Source organism: Cupriavidus sp. D39 (genome assembly GCF_026627925.1).
Taxonomy (GTDB): Bacteria; Pseudomonadota; Gammaproteobacteria; order Burkholderiales; family Burkholderiaceae; genus Cupriavidus; species Cupriavidus ulmosensis.
The window spans coordinates 3,597,024-3,622,801 of record NZ_JAPNLE010000009.1 but is presented as its reverse complement, the minus strand read 5'-3'; the positions used below and the strand labels follow the sequence as shown (position 1 = coordinate 3,622,801).

Annotated in this window: 14 protein-coding genes and 8 pseudogenes; 11 read left to right on the top strand and 11 right to left on the bottom strand. The window is 64.7% G+C overall.

Annotation, left to right across the window (positions count from 1 at the left end; translation table 11 throughout):
- Positions 1 to 949: 949 nt before the first annotated feature.
- The 5 genes and pseudogenes from gatB to gatC form a co-directional block, all read right to left on the bottom strand.
- A pseudogene (gatB, locus tag OMK73_RS28960) lies at positions 950 to 2,409 on the bottom strand (Asp-tRNA(Asn)/Glu-tRNA(Gln) amidotransferase subunit GatB).
- 98 nt (positions 2,410 to 2,507) lie between these two features.
- Positions 2,508 to 3,472, bottom strand: a pseudogene (locus tag OMK73_RS28955) (dienelactone hydrolase family protein).
- Positions 3,469 to 3,936 carry a hypothetical protein gene (locus OMK73_RS28950; RefSeq protein WP_267605050.1) on the bottom strand — a complete coding sequence of 156 codons (468 nt, stop codon included), beginning with the start codon at positions 3,934 to 3,936 and terminating at the stop codon, positions 3,469 to 3,471. Before OMK73_RS28950 ends, OMK73_RS28955 begins: the two are co-directional and overlap by 4 nt.
- Positions 3,933 to 5,437: pseudogene (gene gatA, locus OMK73_RS28945) on the bottom strand (Asp-tRNA(Asn)/Glu-tRNA(Gln) amidotransferase subunit GatA). Before gatA ends, OMK73_RS28950 begins: the two are co-directional and overlap by 4 nt.
- 95 nt (positions 5,438 to 5,532) lie before the next feature.
- Positions 5,533 to 5,832 carry an Asp-tRNA(Asn)/Glu-tRNA(Gln) amidotransferase subunit GatC gene (gene gatC / locus OMK73_RS28940; RefSeq protein ID WP_267605049.1) on the bottom strand — a complete coding sequence of 100 codons (300 nt, stop codon included), beginning with the start codon at positions 5,830 to 5,832 and terminating at the stop codon, positions 5,533 to 5,535.
- A gap of 661 nt (positions 5,833 to 6,493) precedes the next feature.
- Between gatC and OMK73_RS28935 the strand changes: the two are divergent.
- The 9 genes and pseudogenes from OMK73_RS28935 (at position 6,494) to OMK73_RS28895 (ending at position 15,873) form a co-directional block, all read left to right on the top strand.
- Positions 6,494 to 7,536 (top strand): annotated as a pseudogene (locus OMK73_RS28935) (rod shape-determining protein).
- A 202-nt stretch (positions 7,537 to 7,738) separates the two neighbouring features.
- Positions 7,739 to 8,766 (top strand): annotated as a pseudogene (gene mreC / locus OMK73_RS28930) (rod shape-determining protein MreC).
- Positions 8,763 to 9,275 carry a rod shape-determining protein MreD gene (mreD, locus tag OMK73_RS28925; protein WP_267605048.1) on the top strand — a complete coding sequence of 171 codons (513 nt, stop codon included), beginning with the start codon at positions 8,763 to 8,765 and terminating at the stop codon, positions 9,273 to 9,275. The pseudogene mreC and the gene mreD overlap by 4 nt, the downstream one beginning before the upstream one ends.
- A 71-nt stretch (positions 9,276 to 9,346) precedes the next feature.
- Positions 9,347 to 11,660: pseudogene (gene mrdA / locus OMK73_RS28920) on the top strand (penicillin-binding protein 2).
- A 12-nt stretch (positions 11,661 to 11,672) separates the two neighbouring features.
- Entirely contained in the window at positions 11,673 to 12,815 is a 1,143-nt protein-coding gene (gene rodA / locus OMK73_RS28915; RefSeq protein ID WP_267605047.1) for a rod shape-determining protein RodA, read from the top strand.
- Positions 12,816 to 12,907: 92 nt separating this feature from the next.
- Entirely contained in the window at positions 12,908 to 13,675 is a 768-nt protein-coding gene (locus tag OMK73_RS28910) for a ParA family protein (RefSeq protein WP_267605046.1), read from the top strand.
- 23 nt (positions 13,676 to 13,698) lie between these two features.
- Positions 13,699 to 13,908: a BrnT family toxin gene (locus OMK73_RS28905; protein WP_420715678.1), complete on the top strand. Its 210-nt coding sequence runs from the start codon at positions 13,699 to 13,701 to the stop codon at positions 13,906 to 13,908.
- Positions 13,892 to 14,113, top strand: a complete 222-nt coding sequence (locus tag OMK73_RS28900; RefSeq protein WP_267605043.1) for a hypothetical protein — start codon at positions 13,892 to 13,894, stop codon at positions 14,111 to 14,113. Before OMK73_RS28905 ends, OMK73_RS28900 begins: the two co-directional genes overlap by 17 nt.
- A 212-nt stretch (positions 14,114 to 14,325) precedes the next feature.
- Positions 14,326 to 15,873, top strand: coding sequence for an IS3 family transposase (locus tag OMK73_RS28895; protein WP_267605032.1), 1,548 nt, complete (start codon positions 14,326 to 14,328; stop codon positions 15,871 to 15,873).
- Positions 15,874 to 15,945: 72 nt separating this feature from the next.
- On the opposite strand, the gene OMK73_RS39445 is transcribed toward OMK73_RS28895, so the two are convergent.
- Positions 15,946 to 16,719, bottom strand: a complete 774-nt coding sequence (locus OMK73_RS39445) for a reverse transcriptase domain-containing protein (protein ID WP_420715677.1) — start codon at positions 16,717 to 16,719, stop codon at positions 15,946 to 15,948.
- A gap of 229 nt (positions 16,720 to 16,948) precedes the next feature.
- Here OMK73_RS39445 and OMK73_RS28890 point away from each other — a divergent pair, with 229 nt between their 5' ends.
- On the top strand, positions 16,949 to 18,700 hold the full coding sequence (locus OMK73_RS28890) for a recombinase family protein (RefSeq protein WP_267605042.1): 1,752 nt from the start codon (positions 16,949 to 16,951) through the stop codon (positions 18,698 to 18,700).
- Between the two features lie 148 nt (positions 18,701 to 18,848).
- Positions 18,849 to 20,588, top strand: a complete 1,740-nt coding sequence (locus OMK73_RS28885) for an IS1634 family transposase (RefSeq protein ID WP_267605041.1) — start codon at positions 18,849 to 18,851, stop codon at positions 20,586 to 20,588.
- Between the two features lie 41 nt (positions 20,589 to 20,629).
- On the opposite strand, the gene OMK73_RS28880 is transcribed toward OMK73_RS28885, so the two are convergent.
- From OMK73_RS28880 to OMK73_RS38465, 5 genes and pseudogenes are all read right to left on the bottom strand, one after another.
- Complete coding sequence (locus tag OMK73_RS28880) at positions 20,630 to 21,223, bottom strand: reverse transcriptase domain-containing protein (RefSeq protein WP_267605039.1); 594 nt, start codon at positions 21,221 to 21,223, stop codon at positions 20,630 to 20,632.
- 1,083 nt (positions 21,224 to 22,306) lie between these two features.
- On the bottom strand, positions 22,307 to 23,332 hold the full coding sequence (locus tag OMK73_RS28875; protein ID WP_267605037.1) for an alpha-E domain-containing protein: 1,026 nt from the start codon (positions 23,330 to 23,332) through the stop codon (positions 22,307 to 22,309).
- Between the two features lie 77 nt (positions 23,333 to 23,409).
- Positions 23,410 to 24,335, bottom strand: a pseudogene (locus tag OMK73_RS28870) (transglutaminase family protein).
- Positions 24,336 to 24,367: 32 nt separating this feature from the next.
- Positions 24,368 to 25,336: pseudogene (locus OMK73_RS38470) on the bottom strand (alpha-E domain-containing protein); the annotation flags it as partial.
- On the bottom strand, positions 25,261 to 25,761 hold the full coding sequence (locus OMK73_RS38465) for a circularly permuted type 2 ATP-grasp protein (protein WP_324291829.1): 501 nt from the start codon (positions 25,759 to 25,761) through the stop codon (positions 25,261 to 25,263). The pseudogene OMK73_RS38470 and the gene OMK73_RS38465, both read right to left, overlap by 76 nt.
- Positions 25,762 to 25,778 lie beyond the last annotated feature (17 nt).

The following is a 25,778-nucleotide window of genomic DNA, read 5'->3' as shown; positions in this document are numbered from 1 at the left end:
TTTTGCACCCAAGTGCTCGGGTGTGCTGGCTCTTTGGTTGGTCTTGATCGGTGTTGGCTTTCGGGCGCAAGGGCTCTTATGCGCGGGCTCCTTGATTGGTCTTGATCGGTGTTGGCTTTTGCACCCAAGGGCCATACGACATCCCCCTGCGGGGGCTGCCGGTCACTCTTCTTTGCGCGGCAAAGAAGACTAACGAGAAGAAAGCCGCCCTGCCGGGGGCAGAGCAATAAGGCTGTTTTTGCCTCTGTGGTTGCGTCGTATGGCCCTGAGTGTTGGCTGGCGTGTCCTACCGGCCTGGAGGTCATCGCAACTGCATGACCCATTGGTTTCGTGGTGGGGCCCCTGACCTCGTGTGCGGTGCGCGTTCGACCATCTGCCGTTCGCGGCGCGAGGGGCTGCGCCGTTTCGGGGGTGGCTGGTTTCGTGGTTTTGTCTCGGAGGGCAAGCGCGGTGATGTTCGAGCGTGAACCCTCGCGGACGGGCCACGGTGCCCACCACGAAACCGGGGAGCTGATAACAAGTTGCCGGCAGCGCCGGTACGGCAGGGCATCAAATGGCCGGGCACCCGCCGCCAGAGACAAAACCACGAAACCAGCAAGGCAGGCAGCATCGTGGCAAGACGCTCCGCGAACGGCAGATGGCCGAACGCTCACCGCGCAAAGCGATCAGGGGCACCACCACGTGACCATTGGGTCATGTAGTTACGATGCCCTTTGAGCCGGTAAGACACGCCAGCCAACACTCAGTGCCGTACGACGCAACCACCGGCCCCACATAAGCCTTATTGCTCTGCCCCCGGCAGGGCGGCTTTCTTCTCGTTAGTCTTCTTTGCCGCGCAAAGAAGAGTGACCGGCAGCCCCCGCAGGGGATGTCGTATGGCTGTTGGGTTCAACAGCCATCGCCGACGAAATAAACAGCGAAAGCCCCCCAAAAGCCCCTACGCCCCCCTCTATGCCCCCAACTTCTTCTTCAGCAACTCATTCACCTGTGCCGGATTCCCCTTCCCCTTGGTGGCCTTCATGGCCTGGCCGACCAACGCATTGAAGGCTTTCTCCTTCCCGGCGCGGAATTCTTCAACCGACTTGGCGTTGGCGGCCAATACGTCGTCGATGATCTTCTCCAGCTCACCTGAGTCGGACATCTGCTTGAGGCCCTTGGCCGCGATGATGGCATCGGCGTCGCCGCCTTCCTCGCCTGCCCATATGGCCGGGAAGACATCCTTCTTGGCGGTGTTGTTGGACACCGTGCCGTCGGCGATGCGCACCAGCAGCTTGGCGAGTTGCGCCGGCTTGACGGGTGCGGCTTCCAGGGTGATGCCTTCGCGGTTGAGCAGCGAGGAGACGTCGCCCATCAGCCAGTTGGCGGCGGGCTTGGCGTTGGCCGCGCCGGCCTCGGCGACCACGGCTTCGAAGTAGCTGGCGAGCGACTTGGAGGCGGTCAGCACGCTGGCGTCGTAGGCGGACAGGCCGTATTGCGACACCAGGCGCGCTTGCATGGCCACCGGCAGCTCCGGCAGCCCAGATCTGACGCGCTCGATCCAGGCGGCGTCGATCTCCAGCGGCAGCAGGTCGGGGTCGGGGAAGTAGCGGTAGTCGTGCGCGTCTTCCTTGGTGCGCATGGCGCGCGTCTCGCCGGTGTCCGGGTCGAACAGCACGGTGGCCTGCTGGATCTCGCGGCCGTCCTCGATCTCGGCGATCTGCCACTGGACTTCGTAGTCGATGGCCTGCTGCAGGAAGCGAAACGAGTTCAGGTTCTTGATCTCGCGGCGCGTGCCCAGCTTGGGGCTGCCGTAGGGGCGCACCGACACGTTGGCGTCGCAGCGGAAGCTGCCTTCCTGCATGTTGCCGTCGCAGATGCCCAGCCACATCACCAGCGCGTGCAGGGCCTTGGCGTAGGCCACGGCCTCGGCGGCGCTGCGCATGTCCGGCTCGGTGACGATCTCCAGCAGGGGCGTGCCGGCGCGGTTCAGGTCGATGCCGGTCATGCCGGCGAAATCTTCGTGTAGCGACTTGCCGGCGTCTTCCTCGAGGTGGGCGCGCGTGAGCTGCACGGTCTTCTCGTAGGTTTCGCCCTTCTTGCCTTCGACCTGGATGCTGATGCTGCCGCCCTGCACCACCGGCAGCTCGTACTGGCTGATCTGGTAGCCCTTGGGCAGGTCGGGGTAGAAATAATTCTTGCGCGCGAAGATGCTGCGCGGCGCGATGGTCGCGCCGATCGCCAGGCCGAACTGGATCGCGCACTCGACGGCGCCGCGGTTGAGCACCGGCAACACGCCGGGCAGCGCCAGGTCAACCGGCGAGGCTTGCGTGTTCGGCGCCGCGCCGAAGGCGGTGGAGGTACCGGAAAAATCTTGGAGGCCGTCGACAACTGCGTGTGCGTCTCGAGGCCGATCACCACTTCCCATTGCATGGCGGTATTCCTGTTCGTGTGCTGTATATGTTGCTACGTGTTTGCTACGTGTCTGCTACGAGTCTGCTACGTGTGGCTATGTACTGCTACGTGTTCTGTCATGGATTCGGGCTGGCCAGCCACGAATCCAGTTGCGCCAGCGCCGCATCGCGCGCGATCGGGTCGCCGCCCACGGTCACGCCCTGGCCGTGACGCAAGCCGTCGGGCACGTCGCGCCGCACCCGCAGCGGCTCGGTGCCGTCAAAGCCGTGATACGCGCCGGGGTAGATCTCCAGGCGAAAGCGCGCGTCCGGCTGGCGCGCCGCGACCGCCTCGCGCAGCATGGCGCAGCGGGTGGCGGGGGTCCAGTCGTCGGCGCCGCCGGTCAGCAGCAGCAGGGGCGTGCGCAGGCGGTACTCGTGCCGTTGCACCGCACTCTTGCAGCCAGGGTAAAAAGCCACGGCGCGCTCGATCGCCGGTGCGCCCGCCGGCCAGTCGCGGCTGGCGTCGATGGCGCTGAGCACCGCCTGCGCGCCATTGGACCAGCCCAGCAGCACGATGTGCGCCGTGTCCACCCCGGGCTGCCGCGCGAGCCACAGCAGCGCCGCCAGCACATCGCCGCGCCGTGTGGCGTCGTCGATGTCGCGGCTGTCCAGGCGTTCGGTGCAGATGCCCCCGGCTTGCCGCGCGGGCCGAAACTGTCGGGCAGCAGCACCGCGTAGCCGCGCGCGGTCAGCCACTGCACGTACTCGCGATAGCGGCCCTGGAGCGCCGCCGCATCCGCGCCGCCACTGCGGTGCAGGCCAGTGCAGCCGTGCAGCGCAATGACCACCCGCACGGCCGGGGCCGCCGCGCCGCGCTGCGGCACGAACCAGTAGCCGCTGAGCGGCTTGCCGCCGTCGGCGCCTGGGAAACTCACCGTCTGCGCCGCCGGCATGGCTTGTTCGCCAGCTGCCGGCACCAAGGCCCGCGCGGGCACGGCGTGGCTTGCCAGCAGCAAGGCGCACGCGCCCAGGCTGAAGGCCTTGAGGCTAGCGGCGATGCAACGGTGGGCGGGGCCGGACATGGCGCTGAGCGGGTTCATCGGGTCTGCGCGCAGCCGCCGCCGCCAGGCTCGAACATCACCGGCCAGGCTTCTTCATAGATGCCCGGCGAGCAGCGCGCCTGGCAGTTGGCGTGCGCCAGCGTGACCCGGCGCGGATCCTGCCACATCATCAGCTTGCAGGCGCTGCCGTCATTGGCGCGCAGCTCGATATGCGGCTTCTTCTGGGTCTGGCGGAATTCGGCCAGGTTGAAGCTGCACGAGCCGCGCTTGCCCACCCACAGCTTCCATGACAGCTGCTGCACGGTGTTGTCCGCCACGCGCACTTGCGCATCCTCGCGAAAGCCGTCTTCCTCGGTGCGGCGGCAGTCGCCGGCGAGGTCGATGTCGCGGCTGGCGATCGGTGGCGGCCGGGTGCCGAAACGGGGCAGCGGGATGCAGGCCGCCAAGGCGGCGGCCAGCCCGATGCCGAGCGCGAGACGGACCAGCCAGCGCCGCGCGATCATGCCTGCGCGGGCCGGCGCAGATGCCAGTCCGTTGCCTGCTGGAAGGCGTGCGCCGTCTGCAGCAGCTCGGCCTCGCCAAAGTAGTTGCCGATCAGTTGCAGGCCAACCGGCATGCCGCCCTCGCCCAGCCCGCAGGGCACGCTCATGCCGGGCAGGCCGGCCAGGCTGGTCGACAGCGTGAAGATGTCGGCCAGGTACATCTGCACCGGATCGGCGCTCTTTTCGCCAAGCTTCCACGCAACCGTGGGCGCCACCGGGCCCATGATCACGTCGCACTGGGTGAAGGCGCGCTGGAAATCGTCGGCGATGATGCGGCGGATTTTTGCGCCTGCAGGTAATAGGCGTCGTAATAGCCGTGCGACAGCACATAGGCGCCCACCATGATGCGGCGCTTGACCTCGGGGCCGAAGCCTTCGGCGCGGGTCTTCTTGTACATGTCCATCAGGTCGCGGTACTCGGCGGCGCGATGGCCAAAGCGCACGCCGTCAAAGCGCGACAGGTTGGACGATGCCTCGGCCGGGGCGATCACGTAGTACACGGGGATCGACAACTCGGTCTTGGGCAACGACACCTCGACCAGCGTGGCGCCCAGCTTTTCGTACTCGGCCAGCGCGGCGCGCACGGCTAGCTCCACGTCCGCAGCCAGGCCCTTGCCGAAATACTCCTTGGGCAGGCCGATGCGCAGCCCGGACAGCGGCTTGCCAGCGCTGGCGCCGACGCGCGCCTGGCCCAGCAGGCGGGTGTAGTCCTCATCGACGCCGCCCAAGGCGGGCGCAACGCTGGTGGAGTCGCGCTCGTCGAAGCCGGCCATGCCGCCGAGCAGCATGGCGCAATCCTCGGCGGTATGCGCCATCGGGCCGCCCTGGTCGAGCGAGGAGGCGAAGGCGATCATGCCGTAGCGCGACACGCGGCCGTAGGTGGGCTTGATGCCGGTGATGCCGGAGAACGAGGCCGGCTGGCGGATCGAGCCGCCGGTGTCGGTGCCGGTGGCGGCTGGCGCCAGGCCGGCGGCCACTGCGGCGGCGGAGCCGCCCGAGGAGCCACCCGGCACGCGGCTGGCGTCCCACGGGTTCTTGACCGGGCCGAAGTGCGAGTTCTCGTTGGACGAGCCCATCGCGAACTCATCCATGTTGGTCTTGCCCAGCGTCACCATGCCGGCGGCGGCCAGGCGCTCGACCACGGCCGCGTCGAACGGGCTTTGGTAGTTGGCAAGCATGCGCGAGCCCGCGGTGGCGCGCCAGCCACGGGTGACGAACACATCCTTGTGGGCGATCGGCACGCCGGTCAGCGGGCCGGCTTCGCCGCGCGCGCGGCGCTCGTCGGCGGCGCGGGCCTGGGCCAGGGTGAGTTCGGGGTTGACGTCGACAAAGGCGTTGAGCGCGCCGGCCTGCGCGATGCGGGCCAGGTAATCGCGCGCCAGTTCTTCGGCGGAGACGGTGCGTGCCGCCAGCGCGTCGGAGAGCTCGCGCAGGGAGGTCACGGAAGATGCGGAAAAGGACATGTCGGTCGGTTTGGCTTGGCAGGTGATGGCTGCCGGCGCAGCCTGGGGGCGGCGCGGCGCAGCCGCTGGGTCGAGGGCCGGGGTGCGCTTGACCTTTATTCGATGACCTTGGGCACCAGGTAGAGGCCGCCTTCGACGGCCGGGGCGGGCCGCTGGTAGTCCTCGCGGCGGCTGGGCTCGGTGACCACGTCGTCACGCAGCCGCTGCGACATCTCGCGCACCGCGGACAGCGGGTGGGCCAGCGGCACGATGCCGGTGGTGTCGACCGCCTGCATCTGTTCGACCAGGGAGAAGAATTGATTGAGCTGCACAAGCGTCTGCCCGGCCTCGTCATCGTTGATTTCGATGCGGGCAAGGTGGGCGATGCGCTTGACGTCGGATAGGTCGAGAGCCATGGCTTGGGGTCGGTGCGAAAGACGATGCGGGCGCGGCCGGGGCGGGCCGGGCAAGTGCTGCCGGGAGCGCCCGGGAATCGTCAAAGTTACAGGTTTTTTCGAGGAAGAAGCCCCCGAAACAGGGGGAATTATAAGGTATCATTGCGCGTTGCCATCCTTTGGCCGCGCCTTCGTCACATTGGTGCAGAACCGCCTCCCCCGGAGCCTTTTAGGGCACCCCAGCGGGACACCCTGGCGGGACACACCGGCGGGGGGCGTACTCCGGGCACCCGGGCCAGCCAGCACTGGCCGCGCTGCCGGACCGGCCGGCGCCGGTGCGGGGTCGAAGGTACACAAGGGATGATGAGAGACAGGTTCCTCCGATTAGGCCGCCCCCGCCAGCAATTAATTTGTAATTGCGGCGCCGTTCCACCGAACTTTCGCGCGTGGTCTAATCAAAGGTTCCCGTAGAGGCCGTTTTCGCCACCCGGCAAAGCGGCCTTGGTTGGCGGCCCCGGCCCTGGCAGTTCGCAGCGTATGACAACGCGAGCTGGCAACGGCGCCGGCCCCACCGGACGACCGGGGGCCTTAATACTACCCGTCGCTATGAATATCGTGGCTGGCCCCGCAGCGGCGCCGGCCACTTCGCATACTCGCGAACCACCAGAAAACAGGATTCCTGATGTTCGGATTTCTCCGCAGCTACTTCTCCAACGATCTCGCGATCGACCTCGGCACCGCCAACACCCTGATCTATATGCGTGACAAGGGCATCGTCCTTGACGAGCCGTCCGTGGTCGCCATCCGCCAGGAAGGCGGACCCAACGCCAAGAAGACGATCCAGGCGGTGGGCAAGGAAGCCAAGCAGATGCTGGGCAAGGTGCCGGGCAACATCGAAGCGATCCGCCCGATGAAAGACGGCGTGATCGCCGACTTCACGGTCACCGAGCAGATGCTCAAGCAGTTCATCAAGATGGTGCACGACACCAAGCTGCTGCGCCCTCGCCGCGCATCATCATCTGCGTGCCCTGCGGCTCGACCCAGGTCGAGCGCCGCGCCATCCGCGAATCGGCGCTGGGCGCCGGCGCCAGCCAGGTGTACCTGATCGAGGAGCCGATGTCGGCCGCGATCGGCGCCGGCCTGCCCGTGTCGGAGCCGTCGGGCTCGATGGTGGTGGACATCGGCGGCGGCACCACCGAGGTGGGCATCATCTCGCTGGGCGGCATGGTCTACAAGGGCTCGGTGCGCGTGGGTGGCGACAAGTTCGACGAAGCCATCGTCAACTACATCCGCCGCAACTACGGCATGCTGATCGGCGAGCAGACCGCCGAAGCCATCAAGAAGGCCATCGGTTCGGCCTTCCCCGGCTCCGAAGTCCGTGAAATGGAAGTCAAGGGCCGCAACCTGTCCGAAGGCATCCCGCGCGCCTTCACGGTGTCGTCCAACGAAATCCTGGAAGCCCTGACCGATCCGCTCAACCAGATCGTGTCGGCCGTCAAGATCGCGCTGGAACAGACCCCGCCGGAACTCGGCGCGGACATCGCCGAGCGCGGCATGATGCTGACCGGCGGCGGCGCGCTGCTGCGCGACCTGGATCGCCTGCTGGCCGAGGAAACCGGCCTGCCCGTGCTGGTCGCCGAAGACCCGCTGACCTGCGTGGTGCGCGGCTCCGGCATGGCGCTCGAACGCATGGACAAGCTCGGCAGCATCTTCTCCTACGAATAATACGTAAGCAGAGGAATCGCTCGTGGCGCGACGCGGCCTGCCGGACTACCTGGTCGGGGCCGCGCCTTGCCTCGCCACCCTCCCGACCCGGCCCGCCCCCGTGCACCACGCCGCGCCGGCACACCCCAGCCTCCCCGGCTGGCGTGCCGCGGCGCGGTCGTGCCTGCGGGACCGTGGGACCTTTCTGCCAGCGCACGGGTAAATGGATTACACTCCGCCGCCGCTCTTCAAGCAGGGCACTTCCGCCGTTGCGCGCCTCGTCTTCTACGTGACGATCGCGCTGGCGCTGCTCATCGTCGATGCGCGCTTTGACGCCTTGCGCGTGGTGCGCCAGGTTGCCGCCACCGTGCTGATGCCGGTGGAGCGCACGGTGCTGGTGCCACGCGACGCGCTGCGCGCCACCTTCGACTACGCCCAGTCTTCCGCCGCTCTGGCCAGCGAGAACCGCGAGCTCAGGCGCCGCATGGTGACCGAGGCCGAGGGCTCGGTGCGCCAGTCCCAGCTCGAGGCCGAGAACAACCAGCTGCGCAAGCTGCTTGGCCTGGTGCAGCAATCGGCCACGCCCGTGACGGCGGCCGAGATCCTGTACGACGCCCGCGACCCCTACAGCCAGCGCATCGTGATCGACCGTGGCAGCCAGCATGGCCTGCGCGCGGGCTACCCCGTGATCGACGAACGCGGCGTGATCGGCCAGATCACGCGCGTTTCGCCGTTCCAGTCGGAAGTCACGCTGCTGACTGACAAGGAGCAGGCCATTCCCGTGCAAGTGGTGCGCAACGGCTTGCGCAGCGTGGCCTTGGCGGCGCCCGCGCCGGCCTGCTCGACCTGCGCTTCATGGCCGCCTCGGCCGACCTGCAACAGGGCGACCTGCTGGTCACCTCCGGCCTGGACGGCACCTACCCGCCGGGCCTGCCGGTGGCCAAGATCGTGCAGATCGAGCGCAAGGCCGATACCGCCTTCTCGCGCGTGTACTGCGAACCGGTGGCCGGCGTGCGTTCGCACCGCCAGTTGCTGGTGATCCGCTATGAAGCGCAACTGCCGCCGCGCGAGTCCATCGACGGCCCGCGCGACGCCAAGGAAGCGCGCAGCGTCAGGGCGGACCGCCCGGGTGTCCGGGATGCCGAACGCTCAGGAGAGCGGCCGGCCGACAAGCCCGCTGCAAAGCCCGCTGACAAGCCGGCCGAAAAGCCCGCGGACAAGCCCGCCCCCGCCAAGGAGCCCAAGCGTTGACCAATCCCCAATACCTGCTGCGCCCGGTCAACCCCGCGTTTATCGCGCTGAGTTTCGTGCTGGCCTTCCTGTTCAACCTGATGCCCTGGGGCACCACGCTGTGGGTGCCCGACGTGGTGGCGCTGGTGCTGGTGTTCTGGAACATCCACCAGCCGCGCAAGGTCGGCATGGGCGTGGCCTTCGCGCTCGGCCTGCTGATGGACGTGCATGACGCGCGCCTGCTGGGCGAGCACGCCATGGCGTACTCGCTGCTGGCGTACTTCGCCATCACCATCCATCGCCGCGTGCTGTGGTTCACGGTCTATACCCAGGCGCTGCACGTGCTGCCGCTGCTGTTCATCGCCCATGCGGTGCCGGTGCTGATCCGCCTGGCCATGGGCGCGCCGCTGCCCGGCTGGCAGTTGCTGCTGGCCCCTGGCATCGAAGCGCTGCTATGGCCACTGGCCACCAGCATGCTGCTGGCGCCGCAGCGCCGCAGCGCCGACGTGGACGAAACCCGGCCGATCTGAGCTTTACCTCCATCCGAGTCCCGCCGCGCCCCACCCGGGCGCGCGGCAAACCGCAAGGCTGACGCAGTACCATGACCGAAATACGCAATGTCGAACAGGAGCTCGGCCGCTTCCGCATCCGCGTAGCGGCGGCGGGCCTGTTCGCCGTGATCTGCTTCGGCCTGCTGTTCACGCGCTTTCTCTGGCTGCAGTGGTACAAGCACGACCAGTACTCGGCCAAGGCCGAGGACAACCGTATCTCGGTGGCGCCGATCGAGCCCAATCGCGGCATCATCATGGACCGCAACGGCGTGGTGCTGGCGCGCAACTATTCCGCCTACACGCTGGAAATCACGCCGTCCAAGCTGTCCGACACGCTCGACAACACGATTGAAGAGCTGGCCCAGCTGATCGACATCCAGCCGCGCGACCGCCGCCGCTTCAAGCGCCTGATGGAAGAATCGCGCAGCTTCGAAAGCCTGCCGATCCGCAGCCAGCTCACCGATGAAGAAGTGGCGCGTTTCTCCGCCCAGCGCTTCCGCTTTCCCGGCGTGGACGTGCGCGCCCGGCTGTTCCGCCAGTACCCGTTGGGCGAGTCCGCCTCGCACGTGATCGGCTACCTGGGCCGCATCTCGCAGCGCGACCAGGAACGCATCGAGGCCATGGACGAGGCCAACAGCGCCGAAGGCGCCAAGTACGATCCGCGCAAGGACGCCGACAACTACAAGGGCTCCAACTACATCGGCAAGATCGGCATCGAGCAAAGCTACGAGACCGAGCTGCACGGCCTGACCGGTTTCGAGGAAGTGGAAGTCAGCGCGGGCGGACGCCCCATCCGCACGCTGTCCACCTCCCCCGCCACGCCCGGCAACAACCTGATCCTGTCGCTCGACATCCGCCTGCAACAACTGCCGAGGCGCTCTTCGGCGACAAGCGCGGCGCGCTGGTGGCGATCGAGCCGGCCACCGGCGACATCCTGGCCTTTGTCTCCAAGCCGACCTACGACCCCAACCTGTTCGTCGAAGGCATCGACACCAATACCTGGAACGAGCTCAACGGCTCGCCCGACAAGCCGCTCCTGAACCGCCCGCTGCGCGGCACCTACCCGCCAGGCTCCACCTACAAGCCGTTCATGGCGCTGGCGGCACTCACCACCGGCAAGCGCACCGCGGCGTGGGGCTTCCACGATCCGGGCTCGTTCACGCTCGGCAACCATACCTTCCGCGATGACAAGCCGGGCGGCCACGGCTGGGTGGACATGAACGCCTCCATCATTCAGTCGTGCGACACCTATTACTACATGCTGGCGCGCGACATGGGCGTCAACGCCATCCACGACTTCATGAAGCCGCTGGGCTTCGGCCAGGTCACCGGCATCGACATCGAAGGCGAGAGCCGCGGCATCCTGCCCTCCACCGACTGGAAGCGCCGCGCCTACCGCAAGCCCGAGCAGCAGAAGTGGTATGACGGCGAAACCATCTCGCTGGGGATCGGCCAGGGCTACAACAGCTTCACCATCCTGCAGCTGGCCAACGCCACTTCCATCCTGGTCAACAACGGCATCGCGATGAAGCCCCACCTGGTCAAGGCGGTGGAGGATTCGGTCAGCCGCGAGCGCGAGCTCACCGTGCCCAAGGAAAGCTACCGCCTGCCGCTCAAGCAGTCGGATATCGACGTGATCAAGCGCGCCATGGTGGGCGTGACGCACTCGGGCACGGCCGCCCGCGCGTTCGCCGGCGCCGCCTATGAGTCCGCCGGCAAGACCGGCACTGCCCAGACCTTCACCATGGGCAAGAACGAGAAGTACAACCACCACGCGCTGGACGAACGCAAGCGCGACCACGCGCTCTATACCGCATTCGCCCCCGCCGACAATCCCAAGATCGCCCTGGCGATGATCGTGGAGAACGCCGGCTTCGGCGGCGCCGTGGCCGCGCCGATCGCGCGCAAGGTGATGGACTACTACCTGACCGGCAAGTGGCCGGAGGAACTGGCGAACATCGCCCCGCCCGCGTCCGAACGCGCCGGCGGCAAGCCGCCCGTGGATACGCCCAGCGTGTTTACCACCGGCCACACCGCCAGCATCGCCAGCGCCACCGTCATGGGCGCCAGCGAAGCCGCCGCCACCAGCGAAGCCGCCAGCGTGCCGGCAGCGCGGGTGGCAGCCCGCGCCGGCGCGTCCGCCACGGCCGCCTCCGCCGTGGTGGCGCCGGTGATCGACCCCGCCGCCATCCCACCGGCCTCCGCGGTGCAGACGCTCGACGAGCGCATGGCGCAGGCCCTCGGCCACAGCCGCCCGGCGCCGCCCCCGCCCCGTCCGCGGCGCCCGTCGTGGCGCCCGCCAGTTCAAAACCCCGCGCCAAACCGGCAGCCGCGCCCGCGGCCGGCGGCAACGCTTCACGCTGAAGGAGACGCGCCATGGATCGCCGCCGCGTCCTATCGTTCATCAAGACGGCCCTGACCGGCTTCGACAAGCCGCTCGCGCTCATCGTCTTCCTGCTGTTCGCCACCGGCATCGTGGCGCTCTACTCGGCCGCCATCGACATGCCCGGCCGGGTCGAGGACCAGTTGCGCAACATCCTGCTGTCCTACCTGGTGATGTGGGTCATCGCTTACCTGCCAACCCAGACGCTGATGCGGGTGGCGGTGCCGCTCTATACGGTCGGCGTGGCCCTGCTGGTGGCGGTGGCCATGTTCGGCCTGATCCGCAAGGGCGCGCGCCGCTGGCTCTACGTCGGTATGGTGATCCAGCCCTCCGAGATCATGAAGATCGCCATGCCGCTGATGCTGGCGTGGTACTTCCAGAAACGGGAGGGCTCGGTCAAGTGGTTCGACTTTGTGCTGGCGTTGGTGCTGCTCCTCGTGCCCGTGGGCCTGATCGCCAAGCAGCCCGACCTCGGCACCGGACTGCTGGTGATGGCCGCCGGCCTCTATGTGATCTATTTCGCCGGCCTCTCCTGGAAGATCATCCTGCCGCTGCTTGCCATCGTGGTAGTTGCCATCACCGCGCTCGTCAGCTTCGAGCACGATATGTGCGCCCCCGGCGTGAACTGGCCGATCCTGCACGACTACCAGCAACACCGCATCTGCACGCTGCTGGACCCCACCACCGACCCGCTCGGCAAGGGCTTCCACACCATCCAGTCCATCATTGCCATCGGCTCCGGCGGCGTCTTCGGCAAGGGCTGGCTCAAGGGCACCCAGACGCACCTTGAGTTCATCCCCGAGAAGCACACCGACTTCATTTTCGCCGTGTTCTCCGAAGAATTCGGCCTGATCGGCAATGCCGTGCTGCTGGTGCTCTACCTGCTGCTGATCTTCCGCGGGCTGTACATCGCGGCCAACGCGCCGACGCTGTTCTCGCGGCTCCTGGCGGGGTCGATCACCCTGATCTTCTTTACTTATGCCTTTGTGAACATGGGCATGGTGAGCGGCATCCTGCCCGTGGTGGGCGTGCCGTTGCCACTGATGAGCTATGGGGGAACGGCGCTGGTGACGCTGGGCATGGGCATCGGGATCCTGATGAGTATCTCGCGGCAAAAGCGGCTGATACAGACGTAGGCTTTCTTGCGGATTTGGCCGATTTGGCCGCTGCAATGACACCTCGCTAAGGTATCCTCTCTCCTTTGGAACGTTCACCTCCAAGGGCTCAAATGCGGCGCGTCGTATTCAATCAGAAGGGCGGTGTCGGCAAGTCGACCATCGTCTGCAACCTGGCGGCCATCAGTGCCAGCGAAGGCCTGCGCACCCTGGTCATCGACCTCGATGCGCAAGGCAATTCCAGCCAGTACCTGCTCGGCGCGCACGCCGCCGAGGCCACCCCGACCGTGGCCGACTTCTTCGAGACCGCGCTCACATACAGCTTCAAGCCGCTGGATGTCACCGCGTTCATCCACGCCACGCCGTTCGAAAACCTCGATGTGATGCCCGCCCATCCCGAGCTCGACACGCTGCACGGCAAGCTCGAATCCCGCTACAAGATCTACAAGCTGCGCGACGCGCTGAAAGAACTTGAAGCGGCCTACGACGCCATCTACATCGACACCCCGCCCGCGCTGAACTTCTACACCCGCTCCGCGCTGATCGCCGTGGAGCGCTGCCTGATTCCGTTCGACTGCGACGACTTCTCCCGCCGCGCGCTCTATACGCTGCTCGACAACGTGAAAGAGATCCAGCACGACCACAACGCAGACCTGGAAGTCGAAGGGATCGTGATCAACCAGTTCCAGCCGCGCGCCAGCCTGCCGTTGCAACTGGTGGAGGAACTGGTCAGCGAAGGGTTGCCGGTGCTGAATTCACGGTTGTCGTCGTCCGTGAAGATCCGGGAATCGCATCAGCATGCGATGCCGATGATTCACCTGGATCCGCGGCATAAGCTGGCGTTGGAGTATTTGGCGTTGCATCGGGAGTTGGTGGGGTAGGTGGCGATGATGACGGCGTATCGCTGACCTTGGCCTTCAGGCTGGCCTGGCCCGGCGTGATGGCCGGCGTTGATACCCGTCGCGATTACCGCGAGTTGCCCGAAATTGGCTTTGGTGTGATTGATGCGCGTCTTTACTGCGTGGTGATCACGCAGCGAGGCGACTCGATGCACATCATCAGCCTGCGCAAGGCCAACAAGCGAGAGGTGAGACTCTATGTCGACCAAGCCTGAGATCATCATGCCGACGGACGAAGAGGACGCGGCAATCAATCGCGGCATCGCCGCGGACCCCGACACCTTCGAAGTGTCAACTGAGGGCATCAAGAAAATGAAGCGCCTTGGACAGCGCGGCCGCCCGCGCGCCGAGAGCAAAAGCACCCCGCGCTCGAGATCCGAGAATCGTGACGATTCGGTAGGTCGCCCGGTAGGGCGGTAATCATGTAGTTGCTCTGGAGCGTGAAGTTAGGCAACTGCAACTGCAACTGCAAAATCAGCTTCAAATTCAACGGCTTAAGGTCAAAAGCAACTGCAGTTTCACCTCCCCTTCGGGGCGGCGACCTACTTTTTTGTCTTGCCCTCCATGTCAGGATACTTGTCGTCTCCGTCTTCTTTGATGAAGCAAAATGGAGGGTGGTGTGCGACTGGAAGATGAAACGATATACGGCCGAGCGCCGGGAGTGGGCGGTCGAGCAGATGATGCCTCCGCTTAACCGATCGGTAGTGGAGTTGGCCAAGGCCACGGGGATCACGACAGTGACCTTGCGGACTTGGCGCGAGATGGCGAGAGCTGCAGGAAGAATTGTGCCGGGTGACGGGAAGCAAAGTGATCAATGGTCCAGTGCGGACAAGTTTCGCGTGGTGCTGGAGACGGCGCCACTGAGTGAGGCGGAACTGTCGGAATACTGCCGGATGAAGGGCATCCAGCCGGAGCAGATCCGGCAATGGCGCGAGGCGTGCGAGCAGGCTAATGCGGTGGCACCGGCCAAGCGAAGCCTGGCGCAGCGCCGGGAAGACGAAGCGGCGCAGAAGCGTGTACGAGAACTGGAGCGCGAGCTCAAGCGCAAGAATGCGGCGCTGGCGGAAACGGCAGCGCTGCTGGTACTGCAAAAAAGCCGCAGCGATCTGGGGACGGGACGAGGAAGACTGATCAGCACCCCGGATCGCTTTGAAGCCATACAGTTGATCGATGAAGCGGTGAGCGCCGGGGCGCGACAGGCAATGGCCTGCGAAGCGCTGGGCTTGACCGAGCGAACCTTGCAGCGCTGGCGGCATGCCCCTGCCGATAAGCGGCTTGAGGCGCGTCGCGACGCGCCTGCCAACAAGCTCAGCGAAGCGGAACGGCAGGCATTGCTGACGGCGGCGAACCAGCCTGGCTATGCCAGCCTGACGCCGCACCAGATCGTGCCGAAGCTGGCGGACGAAGGGATCTACCTGGCGTCGGAATCGACGTTCTACCGGGTCCTGAAGGCGGCGGGACAAGGCAGACGGCGTGGCCGCAGCAAGGCCCCGAGCGCTCGTCCGTTGACGACGCACCGGGCGGAAGGTCCGAATCAGGTTTGGTGCTGGGACATCACTTGGCTACCGACCACAGTCAAGGGACGGTTCTTCTACTGGTACATGATGAAGGACATTTACAGCCGCAAATTGGTCGCCAACGAGGTGCATGAGAGCGAGTCGGCCGAGCATGCCAGCCGTCTGCTGATGCACGGTTGTTTGCGCGAGCAGACGGCGGGCCGCCCGCTGGTGCTGCACTCGGACAATGGCACGGCCATGAAGGGGGCGAGCATGCTGGCAACGATGTATGACTTGGGCGTGGTGCCGTCCTACAGCCGGCCCAGGGTGAGCAACGACAACGCCTATGCCGAAGCGTTGTTCCGCACGGCGAAGTACTGCCCGCTGTGGCCGGAGCGCCCGTTCGAGAGCCTGGAGCAAGCGCGTGCCTGGGTGCTGAGCTTCGTGCGTTGGTACAACGACGAGCACCGCCACAGCAGCCTGAAATACGTCACGCCAAGCCAGCGGCATCAGGGCAAAGCCACTGCCCTGCTGGCGCAGCGCACGGCGCTGTATCAGGCCGCGCGAGCCCGGAACCCGCAGCGTTGGGCTGCGGGCATCCGTAACTGGCAGCTAGTCGATGCCGTGTACCTGAACCCGGAACGAGCGCAGCAAAACGTGGGGGATTGCAAGAAAGCAGCGTAACGGCTGAGGGTCGAGTGGCCCGAGGGAACTGCCCCCTCAGGCTCTCACAGATCCGTACGTGAATCTCTCGATTCATACGGCTCTTCTTGTCCGCCGTTCTTCGAAACAGAAATCCCAGTGCGCGAACAGCTGAGGAAGACTTTCCCGACATCGTTTGAGCCACGCCCAAGATCCTCGTTTATGTCCTCTCAACCGCTTGTACTTATTTCGCGCCCACCTGCCAAGCCGTAAGTCTATTCTGATCAAGAACTGTTTCAGCCGCTCTGGATAGAAAGCACCGTAGTAATTCACCCATCCCCGTACCATTGGGTTTATGCGCTGCGCCAGTTCGCGCAGCGTCATTGAGGTACTTCGATTGAGACTCATGCTTCGGATGGCCTGAGACATGCGCGTTAGTGCCTTTTGACTTACCGCAGGTCCGAATCCGTTGAACAAATTTCCCGCTCGGTCCTGTACCGTCCGAGCGTGAAAGCTGAATCCAAGGAAGTCGAACTTTGTATGGATATGGTCCTCTCGACGTCGTCCATCTTTGCAGTAAACCAAGCGCGTCTTTTCCGGGTGTAGCGAAAGCCCACAATCGGTAAGCCGTTCCCTCAAGGCAGACAAGAACTGTTCCGCCTGATGCTTCGTCCTGCAATGACAAACCACATCGTCGGCATACCGTTCAAACGGCACCTCCGGATGCTCGGTCTGGACCCATCGATCAAACGCATAGTGAAGAAAGAGGTTAGCCAACAATGGACTGATAACGCCACCAACAATAGAGCAAACTGCCGGATAAAATTGGGCCTGCGCATTTCGAGGGAGTGTCTGGCGCCCTGGTCCAGAAGCTGTGCTGACGTCAATGTGGATCTTGTCCTTGAGACGGTCGCTCCCGCTGACAGGCAGGTGCAGCGATGACCCGAAGACGTAAAAAGTGGAGCGTGCGTCTGGCTTTCGAGCCGAACCGCTATGCCCAAGAGCAGTTGCAAAAGGCTTACGAGCAGATTAGTCCGATCGAAGCACGCGCGACGGCACAGCCGTCCGCTACGTGGTCTGCAGAGTCCAAGCAAGCGACCATCAAGCGAGGTAGACGATGAGCAAAGCTGCGATGGTTGCACTCTACGCGCGGGTATCCTCCGAACAGCAAAACAAACGCGGCACCATTGAAAGCCAGATCGCTGCACTGAAGGAGCGTATTTCAGCTGACGGCGCGCAGATCGTCGACGACATGTGTTTCGTTGACGCTGGCGTGAGCGGTGCGACGCTGATCAGGCCTCAATTGGAGCGCCTCAGGGACTGTGCCGCGCTCGGTACGATCGATCAGCTGTACATCCTGTCACCGGACCGGCTGGCGCGCAAATATGCGCACCAGGCGCTGCTGATGGAAGAGTTCTCCGCCTGCGGTGTCCAGGTGGTCTTCCTCAATCACGCGATCGGTACGACGCCGGAAGAGTCGCTGCTATTGCAGATGCAGGGCATGATCGCAGAATACGAACGGGCGAAGATCGCCGAGCGTCACCGTCGTGGCAAGCTTCACGGCGCAAAACGCGGCAGTGTCAATGTCCTGTCCGGGGCGCCCTACGGCTACCGCTACATTCGCCGGCAACTCGACGGAACGCCGGCCCGGTACGTTATCGAACTGCCCCAGGCTGCAACGGTCCGGGCGATCTTCCAGTGGGTGGGGATGGACCGCCTGAGCATAGGGGATGTGGTACGCCGCCTTGCCGAGTCGGGTACCGTGACAGCGTCGGGCAAGCCATACTGGGACCGTAGTGTGGTGTGGGGCATATTGCGCAATCCTGCGTACATGGGGCGAGCTGCGTTCGGCAAGACGCAGTCGCGCGATCACCTGCAGGTACGCGTGCGCGCCCAGCGCCACAGTGCTGACGTGCCCAGAAAGCCGTACTCGACAACACGAACCGAACCGCAGGACTGGATCGAGATTCCGGTGCCGGCCATCGTGAGCGAGGGGCTGTTCCAGGCGGCTCAGGAACAGCTTGCCGAGAACCGCAAGCTGGCGCGCCAGAGGCGCGAGAGTGCACCGCTACGCCTGCTGCAAGGGTTGACGGTATGCGGCGAGTGCCATTACGCCTATTACGCCAAGAAGGTGAGCAAGGTTGCAGCTAAGGGGCATCAGCGGGACTACGCCTATTACCGCTGTGTTGGGACTGATGCCTACCGTTTCGGTGGCCACCGCATCTGTGACAATCTGCAGGTACGAACAGACAGGCTCGATGAGCTGGTATGGCAGCAGGTTGTGGAATTGCTCAGTCATCCAGAACGCTTGAAGAGCGAATATGAGCGTCGACTGGATATGATGGAGCGCAACGAGAAGAGTGCCTTCGACACAAGCAACCTTGAAAAGCAGCGGCTGCAGCTGGAGAAGGGAAAGTCCCGGCTGATCGATAGCTATGCGGACGGCATCCTCGATAAGTCCGACTTCGAACCGAAGATGCAGCAGTTGAGGAATCGGCTTGAGCAGATTGACCAGCAGATCCTTGAATCCAGGCAGCAAGGCGCGGTGCAAAGCGAGCTGTTTCTGGTCATCAATCGGATCGAGGAATTTGCAGGCGCCGTCACCGAAAAACTGGACACGATTGATCTTGAGACAAAGCGCAGGATCGTATTGGGTCTGGTCAAGCGCGTCGAAATCCACAAGGATGAAATCGTCGTTGTGTTCAGGGTTGACCCACAGCCTGGGGCTTTTGACAGCGAAAACTCGAATGATTCAGACGACGGAGTGAAAAGTATGCAACGTTGTAAGCGGCGTACTCACCCCGCCTTGCGGAGTGCCTCTATCCCGAGCAGCCAATTCCCCGGTTTGCTTCTGCACCGGGCTCTCTAGCCCGAAGTTTGAGGGCCTGAAACGCAGCTAAGCAAGAGATGACGCGCCTTTGCGCCATTTTTTGCGTCCTATTTGTTCCCATGTAAATCGTTCAATGTTTGGTGAGATTTACCTTGAATTGGAGGCCTCGTTGGCTATGCTTTAGCCCATGTATATCGAGACCGTCCCCAATCGCAAATCCCCGCCCGCGATCCTTCTGCGTGAGGGCTATCGTGAGGGCGGCAAGGTCGTCAAACGCACCCTCGCCAATCTGTCGCACTGGGATCCGCAACTCATCGAACACTTGCGCATCTTGCTCAAGGGCGGCATCGCCGTTGCGTCAACCCAGGCGCTGATGAGCATCGAGCGGTCGCTGCCGCATGGCCATGTGGCCGCCGTGCTGGGCATCGCCCGGCGCTGCGGCCTGGCCAAGCTGCTTGACCCGGCACCCGCCCCGGTGCGCTCACTGGTGCTGGCCTTGGTGGTGGCGCGCGTGTTGGCGCCGGGCTCCAAGCTCGCCACCTGGCGCATGTTGCAGCCGGAGTGTGCAACCCATTCGCTGTCGCAGGTGCTGGGACTTGGCGCGTTCGAGGTCGAGCGGCTCTACGCCGCGCTGGACTGGCTCGGCGAAGCGCAGCCGCGCATTGAACGCAGCCTCGCCCGCCAGCATCTGAGTGACGGCGTGCTGGTGCTCTATGACCTCACCTCGACATGGGTCACCGGCCGGCACTGCGCGCTTGCCCGCTACGGCTATTCGCGCGACGGCAAGCGCGATGACCCGCAGATCGTGTTTGGCTTGCTGTGCGCCGCCGACGGGTGTCCGGTGGCGGTCGAGGTGTTTGCCGGCAACACCGCCGATCCGGCCACGCTAGCGGCGCAGATTAGCAAGCTCAAGGAGCGCTTTGGCCTGTCTCAGGTGGTGTGGGTGGGCGATCGCGGCATGATTACCGCAGCGCGAATCGAGCAGGTGCTGCGCCCGGCCGGCATGAGCTGGATCACCGCGCTGCGCTCGCCGCAGATCGCCGAGTTGATCGAGGAGCGCGGCCCTTGGCAGCCCTCGCTGTTCGACGAGCGCGGCCTGATCGCATTGGACAGCGCGCGCTATCCGGGCGAGCGGCTGCTGGTCTGCCGCAACCCGGCGTTGGCCGAGGAGCGCGCCAGAAAGCGCGCCGAGCTGCTGGCGGCCACCGAAGTGGAGCTGGCCGCGATCGCGCAGGCCACCGAGCGCACCCGCAATCGCCTGCGCGGCCAAGACAAGATTGGCTTGCGCGTGGGTCGTGTGATCGAGCGCTATCGGATGGCCAAGCACTTTGAGCTGGTCATCACCGAGACGAGCTTTACGTTCACCCGCAAGCAAGAGCAAATCGATGCCGAGACGGCTCTCGATGGACTCTACGTACTGCGGACCAATGTGCCGAGTGAACGGCTATCCGACACCCAGACGGTCCTGGCCTACAAGAGCCTGGCACAGGTCGAGCGCGCCTTCCGCTCGATGAAGACGGTCGATCTGCAGGTGCGTCCGATCTATCACTTCAGCGAGTCGCGCGTGCGCGCGCACGTGTTTCTATGCATGCTGGCCTACTACGTCGAGTGGCATCTGCGCCAAGCGCTTAAGCCGCTGCTCCATGACGATGAGGACCTGGCAACGCTGCGTGATCAGCGTGCCAATCCGGTCATGCCAACGCCGCGCTCGGAGGCGGCCGACGTCAAAGCCGCGCGCCACCGGACCGACGACGACTTGCCCGTGCATAGCCTGCAGACGCTGCTGCAGGACCTCGCCACGTTGACCTATAACATCACCTCGACCTCGGTCAACCCACAGACCAAGATCGTCATCACGACCCGTCCCACGCCGTTGCAGCGCAAAGCCTTTGCGCTGCTCGGCATCGACCCCGGCTGTTCCCAGTAGCCAACCCCTGCCGCTTGAAAATCTCTCGGCGCTTCAACAGGTTAGCTTGCTCTCCGAGTCAAACTTCGGTCTAGCCAGCGTCTAATGTAGAGTCGTACCCATGGCTCCGTGACATGCTTTTCTACCGCACGCCTGAGAAGCTCGTGGTCGATGGTGTCAAAGAAGGATTTCAAGTCAATATCGACTACCCAATCGTAGCGCCAACAGTTCCTTCTCGCTTGCGCCACAGCTTGCTTCGCCGATTTGTTCGGCCGATAACCGAACGATGATGCATGGAATATCGCATCGATTCTCGGCTCCACCATTAACTTGACCGCCATCTGCGCCACTCGGTCAGTGATGGTCGGTATCCCGAGAGGACGAAACCCGCTCCCCTTCGGAATCAGCACCTCTTTGACCGGCTGGGGAAAATAACTCCCCGAACTCATTCGATTCCACAGGGCGTATAGATTCCTTGCCAAACGATTTCGGAAGATTTCAATACTTTCGCTGTCCACGCCCGGCCCGCCTTGATTGGCGGCCACACGCTTCCAGGCTTCCCAAATCAACCGCTTGGGTATCTCGAACGACTTGGCGTCGACCCTGGAATCCTCCCGCATCGCGGTTGTTCTATGGTCTCTGCCGGACAAGGTCATGCCTTCGCTCCAGAGGTCATTACAACCCTTTCACCGCTACTACGCATGACTCCGCCCCTGTGCCTCGCATTGGTACTCTGACTCTCACGGGTTCTCCGCTTGAGTTTCTCCCTTAGCATCGAGACGACAGGTTCCCAAGTTCCGTATCCATGCCTGCAGGAAGGTCGCGCCATCTCTATGCCGGATGCCGTCAGACCCACCTCCAGGTTGCCGTCTGACTTATCCCGAGGTGTTGTCGAGCCCTCGGTTTTGACATCATTGCAATTCTCGACACTTCTTCGATGGTTCACTTGCGTTCGCCTCCTCCTTGCCTACCTGACGAGATTCATCCCGCCTTTTCCCTTGACGCTCACCACAACCGCTCTTAACGGCTGCAGCTCAGGGTGGTTTGGTATCACCGCCTGATCGGCGAAACCGAGGGGCCTACCCTCATCACAGATACAGCATGTACGACGACGTACTGTCGCTTTCCTTCTTGGCACACCGACAACTACCTTGACACACGCCGCTTGCCAAAAAAGTAGGCAAAAAAGGCGCGCCGGATGGGGCGACACCCCTCGGGATTTCACGAAAAGAGCGGCCGGGACCCAAACTCGCATCGCCTTAAGGCGATACTCAAACATGGGTCCCTCTTTTCCGCTCTTTTCGTGAAATCCCGAGGCGCCCCATACGGCCTTGGCACACCTCCACGGCTCGCTTCGCATCGCCATGGGTGTTTCCCGCCCCTCGGGCGGGAAACACGGCCGAACCAGTGGGAGAGCGATGTCCTCAAATCACCATGCGGTGTAGCCGTGATTACCGCCCCCAGGCGGCAATCACCCATGCGCGATGCGAAGCGAGCCGTGTAGGTTTTCATCTCCCGTTATGGGGCGCCTCGTCGGCAGGCAAAAAGAGCGGAAAAGAGGGGGCCATGTCCGAGCATCGCCTTAAGGCGATGTGAGTTTGGCCACCGGCCGCTCTTTTTGCCTGCCGACGAGGAGTCTTTCGCCCCATCCGGGTCGCCTTCTTTGCCTACTTTCTTGGCGAGACAAGAAAGTAGGTCGCCTCCCCGCAGGGGAGGTGAAACTGCCTTTGACTTTGACGTTAAGTAAGTTGAAGTTGAAGCTGATTTTGCAGTTGCAGTTGCAGTTGCAGTTGCAGTTGCAGTTGCAGCTGATCTTGCAACCCGCCCCTCCCCCTACCCCCCTTCATCAAAAAATCCCGACTAACCCCACCCCCAAGCTCATGGATCCTCCGCAGAAAATCGCTAAGCCACCCATGAATCCCAACCGAAAAAATATCCTCGATCCGAGTGAATTTCAGCTCGGCATGCAGCTTGCCGGCACGCCGCTCCGTCTCCACTGACCGCGCATTCCTCACCTGCGCCAGCAACGAAATCACCTCCCGCAAACTGGCGGCGAGCGAGCGCGGCATATCCGGATGCACGATCAGCAACTCGGCCACGCGCTCCGGCGTGACCACCGAGCGATAGACCTTGCGGTACATCTCCAGCCCCGACACGGAGCGCAGTACCGCGGCCCACTGGTAGAAGTCGTCTTGCTGCTGGCTAAGGTCGGTAGCCTGGAACTTGACGTCGAGAATGCGTGCGGTGTTGTCGGCGCGTTCCAGGAAGGTGCCTAGCCGCATGAAGCAATAGGCTTCGTCCTTGAGCATGGTGCCGGCTTCCACACCACGCGTAAGGTGGGAGCGGAACTTGACCCACTCGAAGAACCGCGCCGGATCGTGGCGCAGGATGCCATCGACGACCATCTGCTGGACATCGAGCCAGGTGGTGTTGATGGTTTCCCACAGCGGCGTGGTGAGTGCGCCGCGCACGGCGCGGGCGTTTTCGCGGGCGGCGCGCAGGCAGGACATGATCGACGCCGGGTGGCTCAGGTCGCGCACCATGAAGTCGATCACTTCCTCGTGCACCACCGCGCCGTGATGCGCGGCGAATACCGGCGTGAGCTCCGTCACGTCGAGCATCGCCAGCCAGCCCTGCTGCGCCACCTCGGGCGATTGCGGCAGCATCGAGGCCTGGTAGTTGACGTCGAGCATGCGGGCGGTGTTCTCCGCGCGCTCGGTGTAGCGGGCCATCCAGAACAGGTGGTCGGCGGTGCGGCTTAGCATGATGATTCCCCTTTTCTCGGCAAACCCAGGCCACTGACAAGCAATTGGCTTGCCAGGCGCTGACCGCGGCGCAGTGCCTACCCGACCGGCAGCACGCTGACCTCCACTTCCACATCGTGCGCGCCGCCGCCCACGATGACGCCGCGCAGCAGCGAGACATCGCTGTAGTCGCGCCCGAACGCCAGCGTGACGTGGCTGGTGTCGGCCAGCACGTCGTTGGTGGGATCGAGGTCGACCCAGCCGGCCATTGGGCAGTACACCGACAGCCAGGCGTGGAGGCGTCGGCGCCGATCAGCCTGGGCTGGCCGGGCGGCGGCTTGGTGCACAGGTAGCCGCTGACGTAGCGCGCGGCGAGGCCGAGCGAGCGCAGGCAGCCGATCATGACCTGGGCGAAATCCTGGCACACGCCGCTGCGCAGGCCGAAGGCTTGCAGCGCCGGGGTGTCGACTTCGGTGGCGGTGGTCTGGTATTCGAAGTCGGCGTGGACGCGGTGCATCAGGTCGATGGCGCCGGCCACCACCGGCACGCCGGGCGCGAAGCTGGCGAGCGCGTAGGCCTTGAGGTCGGGATGCAGCGCCACGTTGGGCGAGGCGAAGCAGAACTCGCTTTCCGGCAGGAAGGGCTGGCCGGCGCGAAAACGCAGCGCGGCGACGGCCGCTTCCCACGGCATGCTGGCGGCGGGGTCGAGCGCGGCCCAGCGCGGCGTCAGGCTGACCGTGCTCTCGCAGGCGAGCTGCATGTAGTCGTGCGGCACGTCGATGGTGAAGTACAGCACGTGGTTGCCGAAGGCGTCGACGTCCGCATGCTGGTGCGACGGCGGCGGCTCGATCTGCGTGCTGTGCGCGTGCACGGCCTGCCACGGGCAGCTGACCGGGAACACCACGGCGCGCTGCTGGGCGTTTTCCACCGGGGAGGAGTAGTCGTAGATGGTTTTGTGATGGATCGTCAGCACGGAGGCGGCGCGTCCTGGCGCGGGCACGGCAACTTCCTCAGCCTGGCGCATCGTCGCGTTCATGGTGTCGTTCAGCGTCGCATTCATGGTTGCGCCCCGACGCGGGTGCCGGCCATGCCGGCATGGCTGAAGTAGCGCGCACTGATTTCGTCCGAGAGCTGCACCACCATGTCAGTCAGTTGCTCGCACAGTTGCACCAGATTGGTGTATTTCCCGTCGGCGCCGCGCTGGCAGAGTGCTTCCCAGCCGGGCAGCGTCTCCACGGTGGGCAGCCATTGCGGCAGCGGCACGCGCCCGGTGCCGGCCGGGCTGGCCGGCGGCGAGATCTGGCCGAGCTTGACGCGCAGCCGCGCCAGCAAGCCGTAGAGCCCGCGCGGGTTGGTGGGCTCGATCACCAGTTGGTCGACCAGCGCGGGCACATCGGAGCGGCCCGGGTACAGCGCGCGGAAGGTCAGCGTGCTGTCGAACAGGTGCAGCAGCAGATCGAAACAGGTCCGGTGCAGCAGCGCGCCGTTGTGCGCAAACACCTGCAGGAAGGTCGAGAGCGTGGCCACGCGCTCGATATGGCGGCCGATGAACAGCAGGCGCCAGGCTTCGTCGCGGGTCATGCGGTCGCCCTGCGCGCCGCTGATGGCGGCGAGCTGCATGGACAGGCGATCCAGCGCCGCCAGCACGCGCGGGCGGTCGTAGTTGCCCGCGTCGCTGCCGGCGCCGCCAGGGCTACCCGCGCAGGCCGCCTCCATGGCGTCGCCAAAATCGTTGCGCGCGGCGAGGATGGTGCGCCAGTGATCGTTGGACAGCCGGTTGCGGATCTCGGTGGCGGCGTGCACGTGGCTGGCCAGGTTCTGGCCCACGCTGGTCCAGCCGGCGCTCTCCGCCAGCGCGGACACCAGGCTGCGCTCGAACACGCGCAGCGAAGCGCGCGGCTGCGGGGCGCCGGTCGGCAACAGGCCGCAGGCGCGCACCAGTTCACCGATCACGTCGAGCGCGCTGTCGTCGCGGTCGTCGCTGCTTTCGATCGAACCCAGCACCAGGCGGCACAGGCGTACGTTGTTTTCCGCGCGCTCGGCGTAGCGGCCGGCCCAGAACAGGTTCTCGGCGGCACGGCTGGATACCGCCAGCGGCTTGGCCGCCGGACCGGGCGCCGCGCCGGCCATGGGGAACTGCAGCGGCGCGCCTCCCGGCTGCGCCGGCTGGCTCGACAACACCCAGGTGTCAGTGCTGGAGCCGCCGAGCTGCATCGATACGGCCGGCTGGCCTTCCCCGCGAGCCGGGTAAAGCCGCCGGGCATCACCTGCCAGCCACCCCGTCCGTCGGCAATGGCATAGACCCGCAGCATGGCGGCGCGCGAGCCGATATGCGGCCCTTCCCAGCGCGGTGCGTGCGACAGCGGCAGGTCGGCCTGGATGGTGAACAGATCCGGCACCTGCTCGATGCGCTCGCGCCAGCCCGCCAGGCGCTGCAGGCCGCGCTCCATGCCCAGGCGCGGGCCTT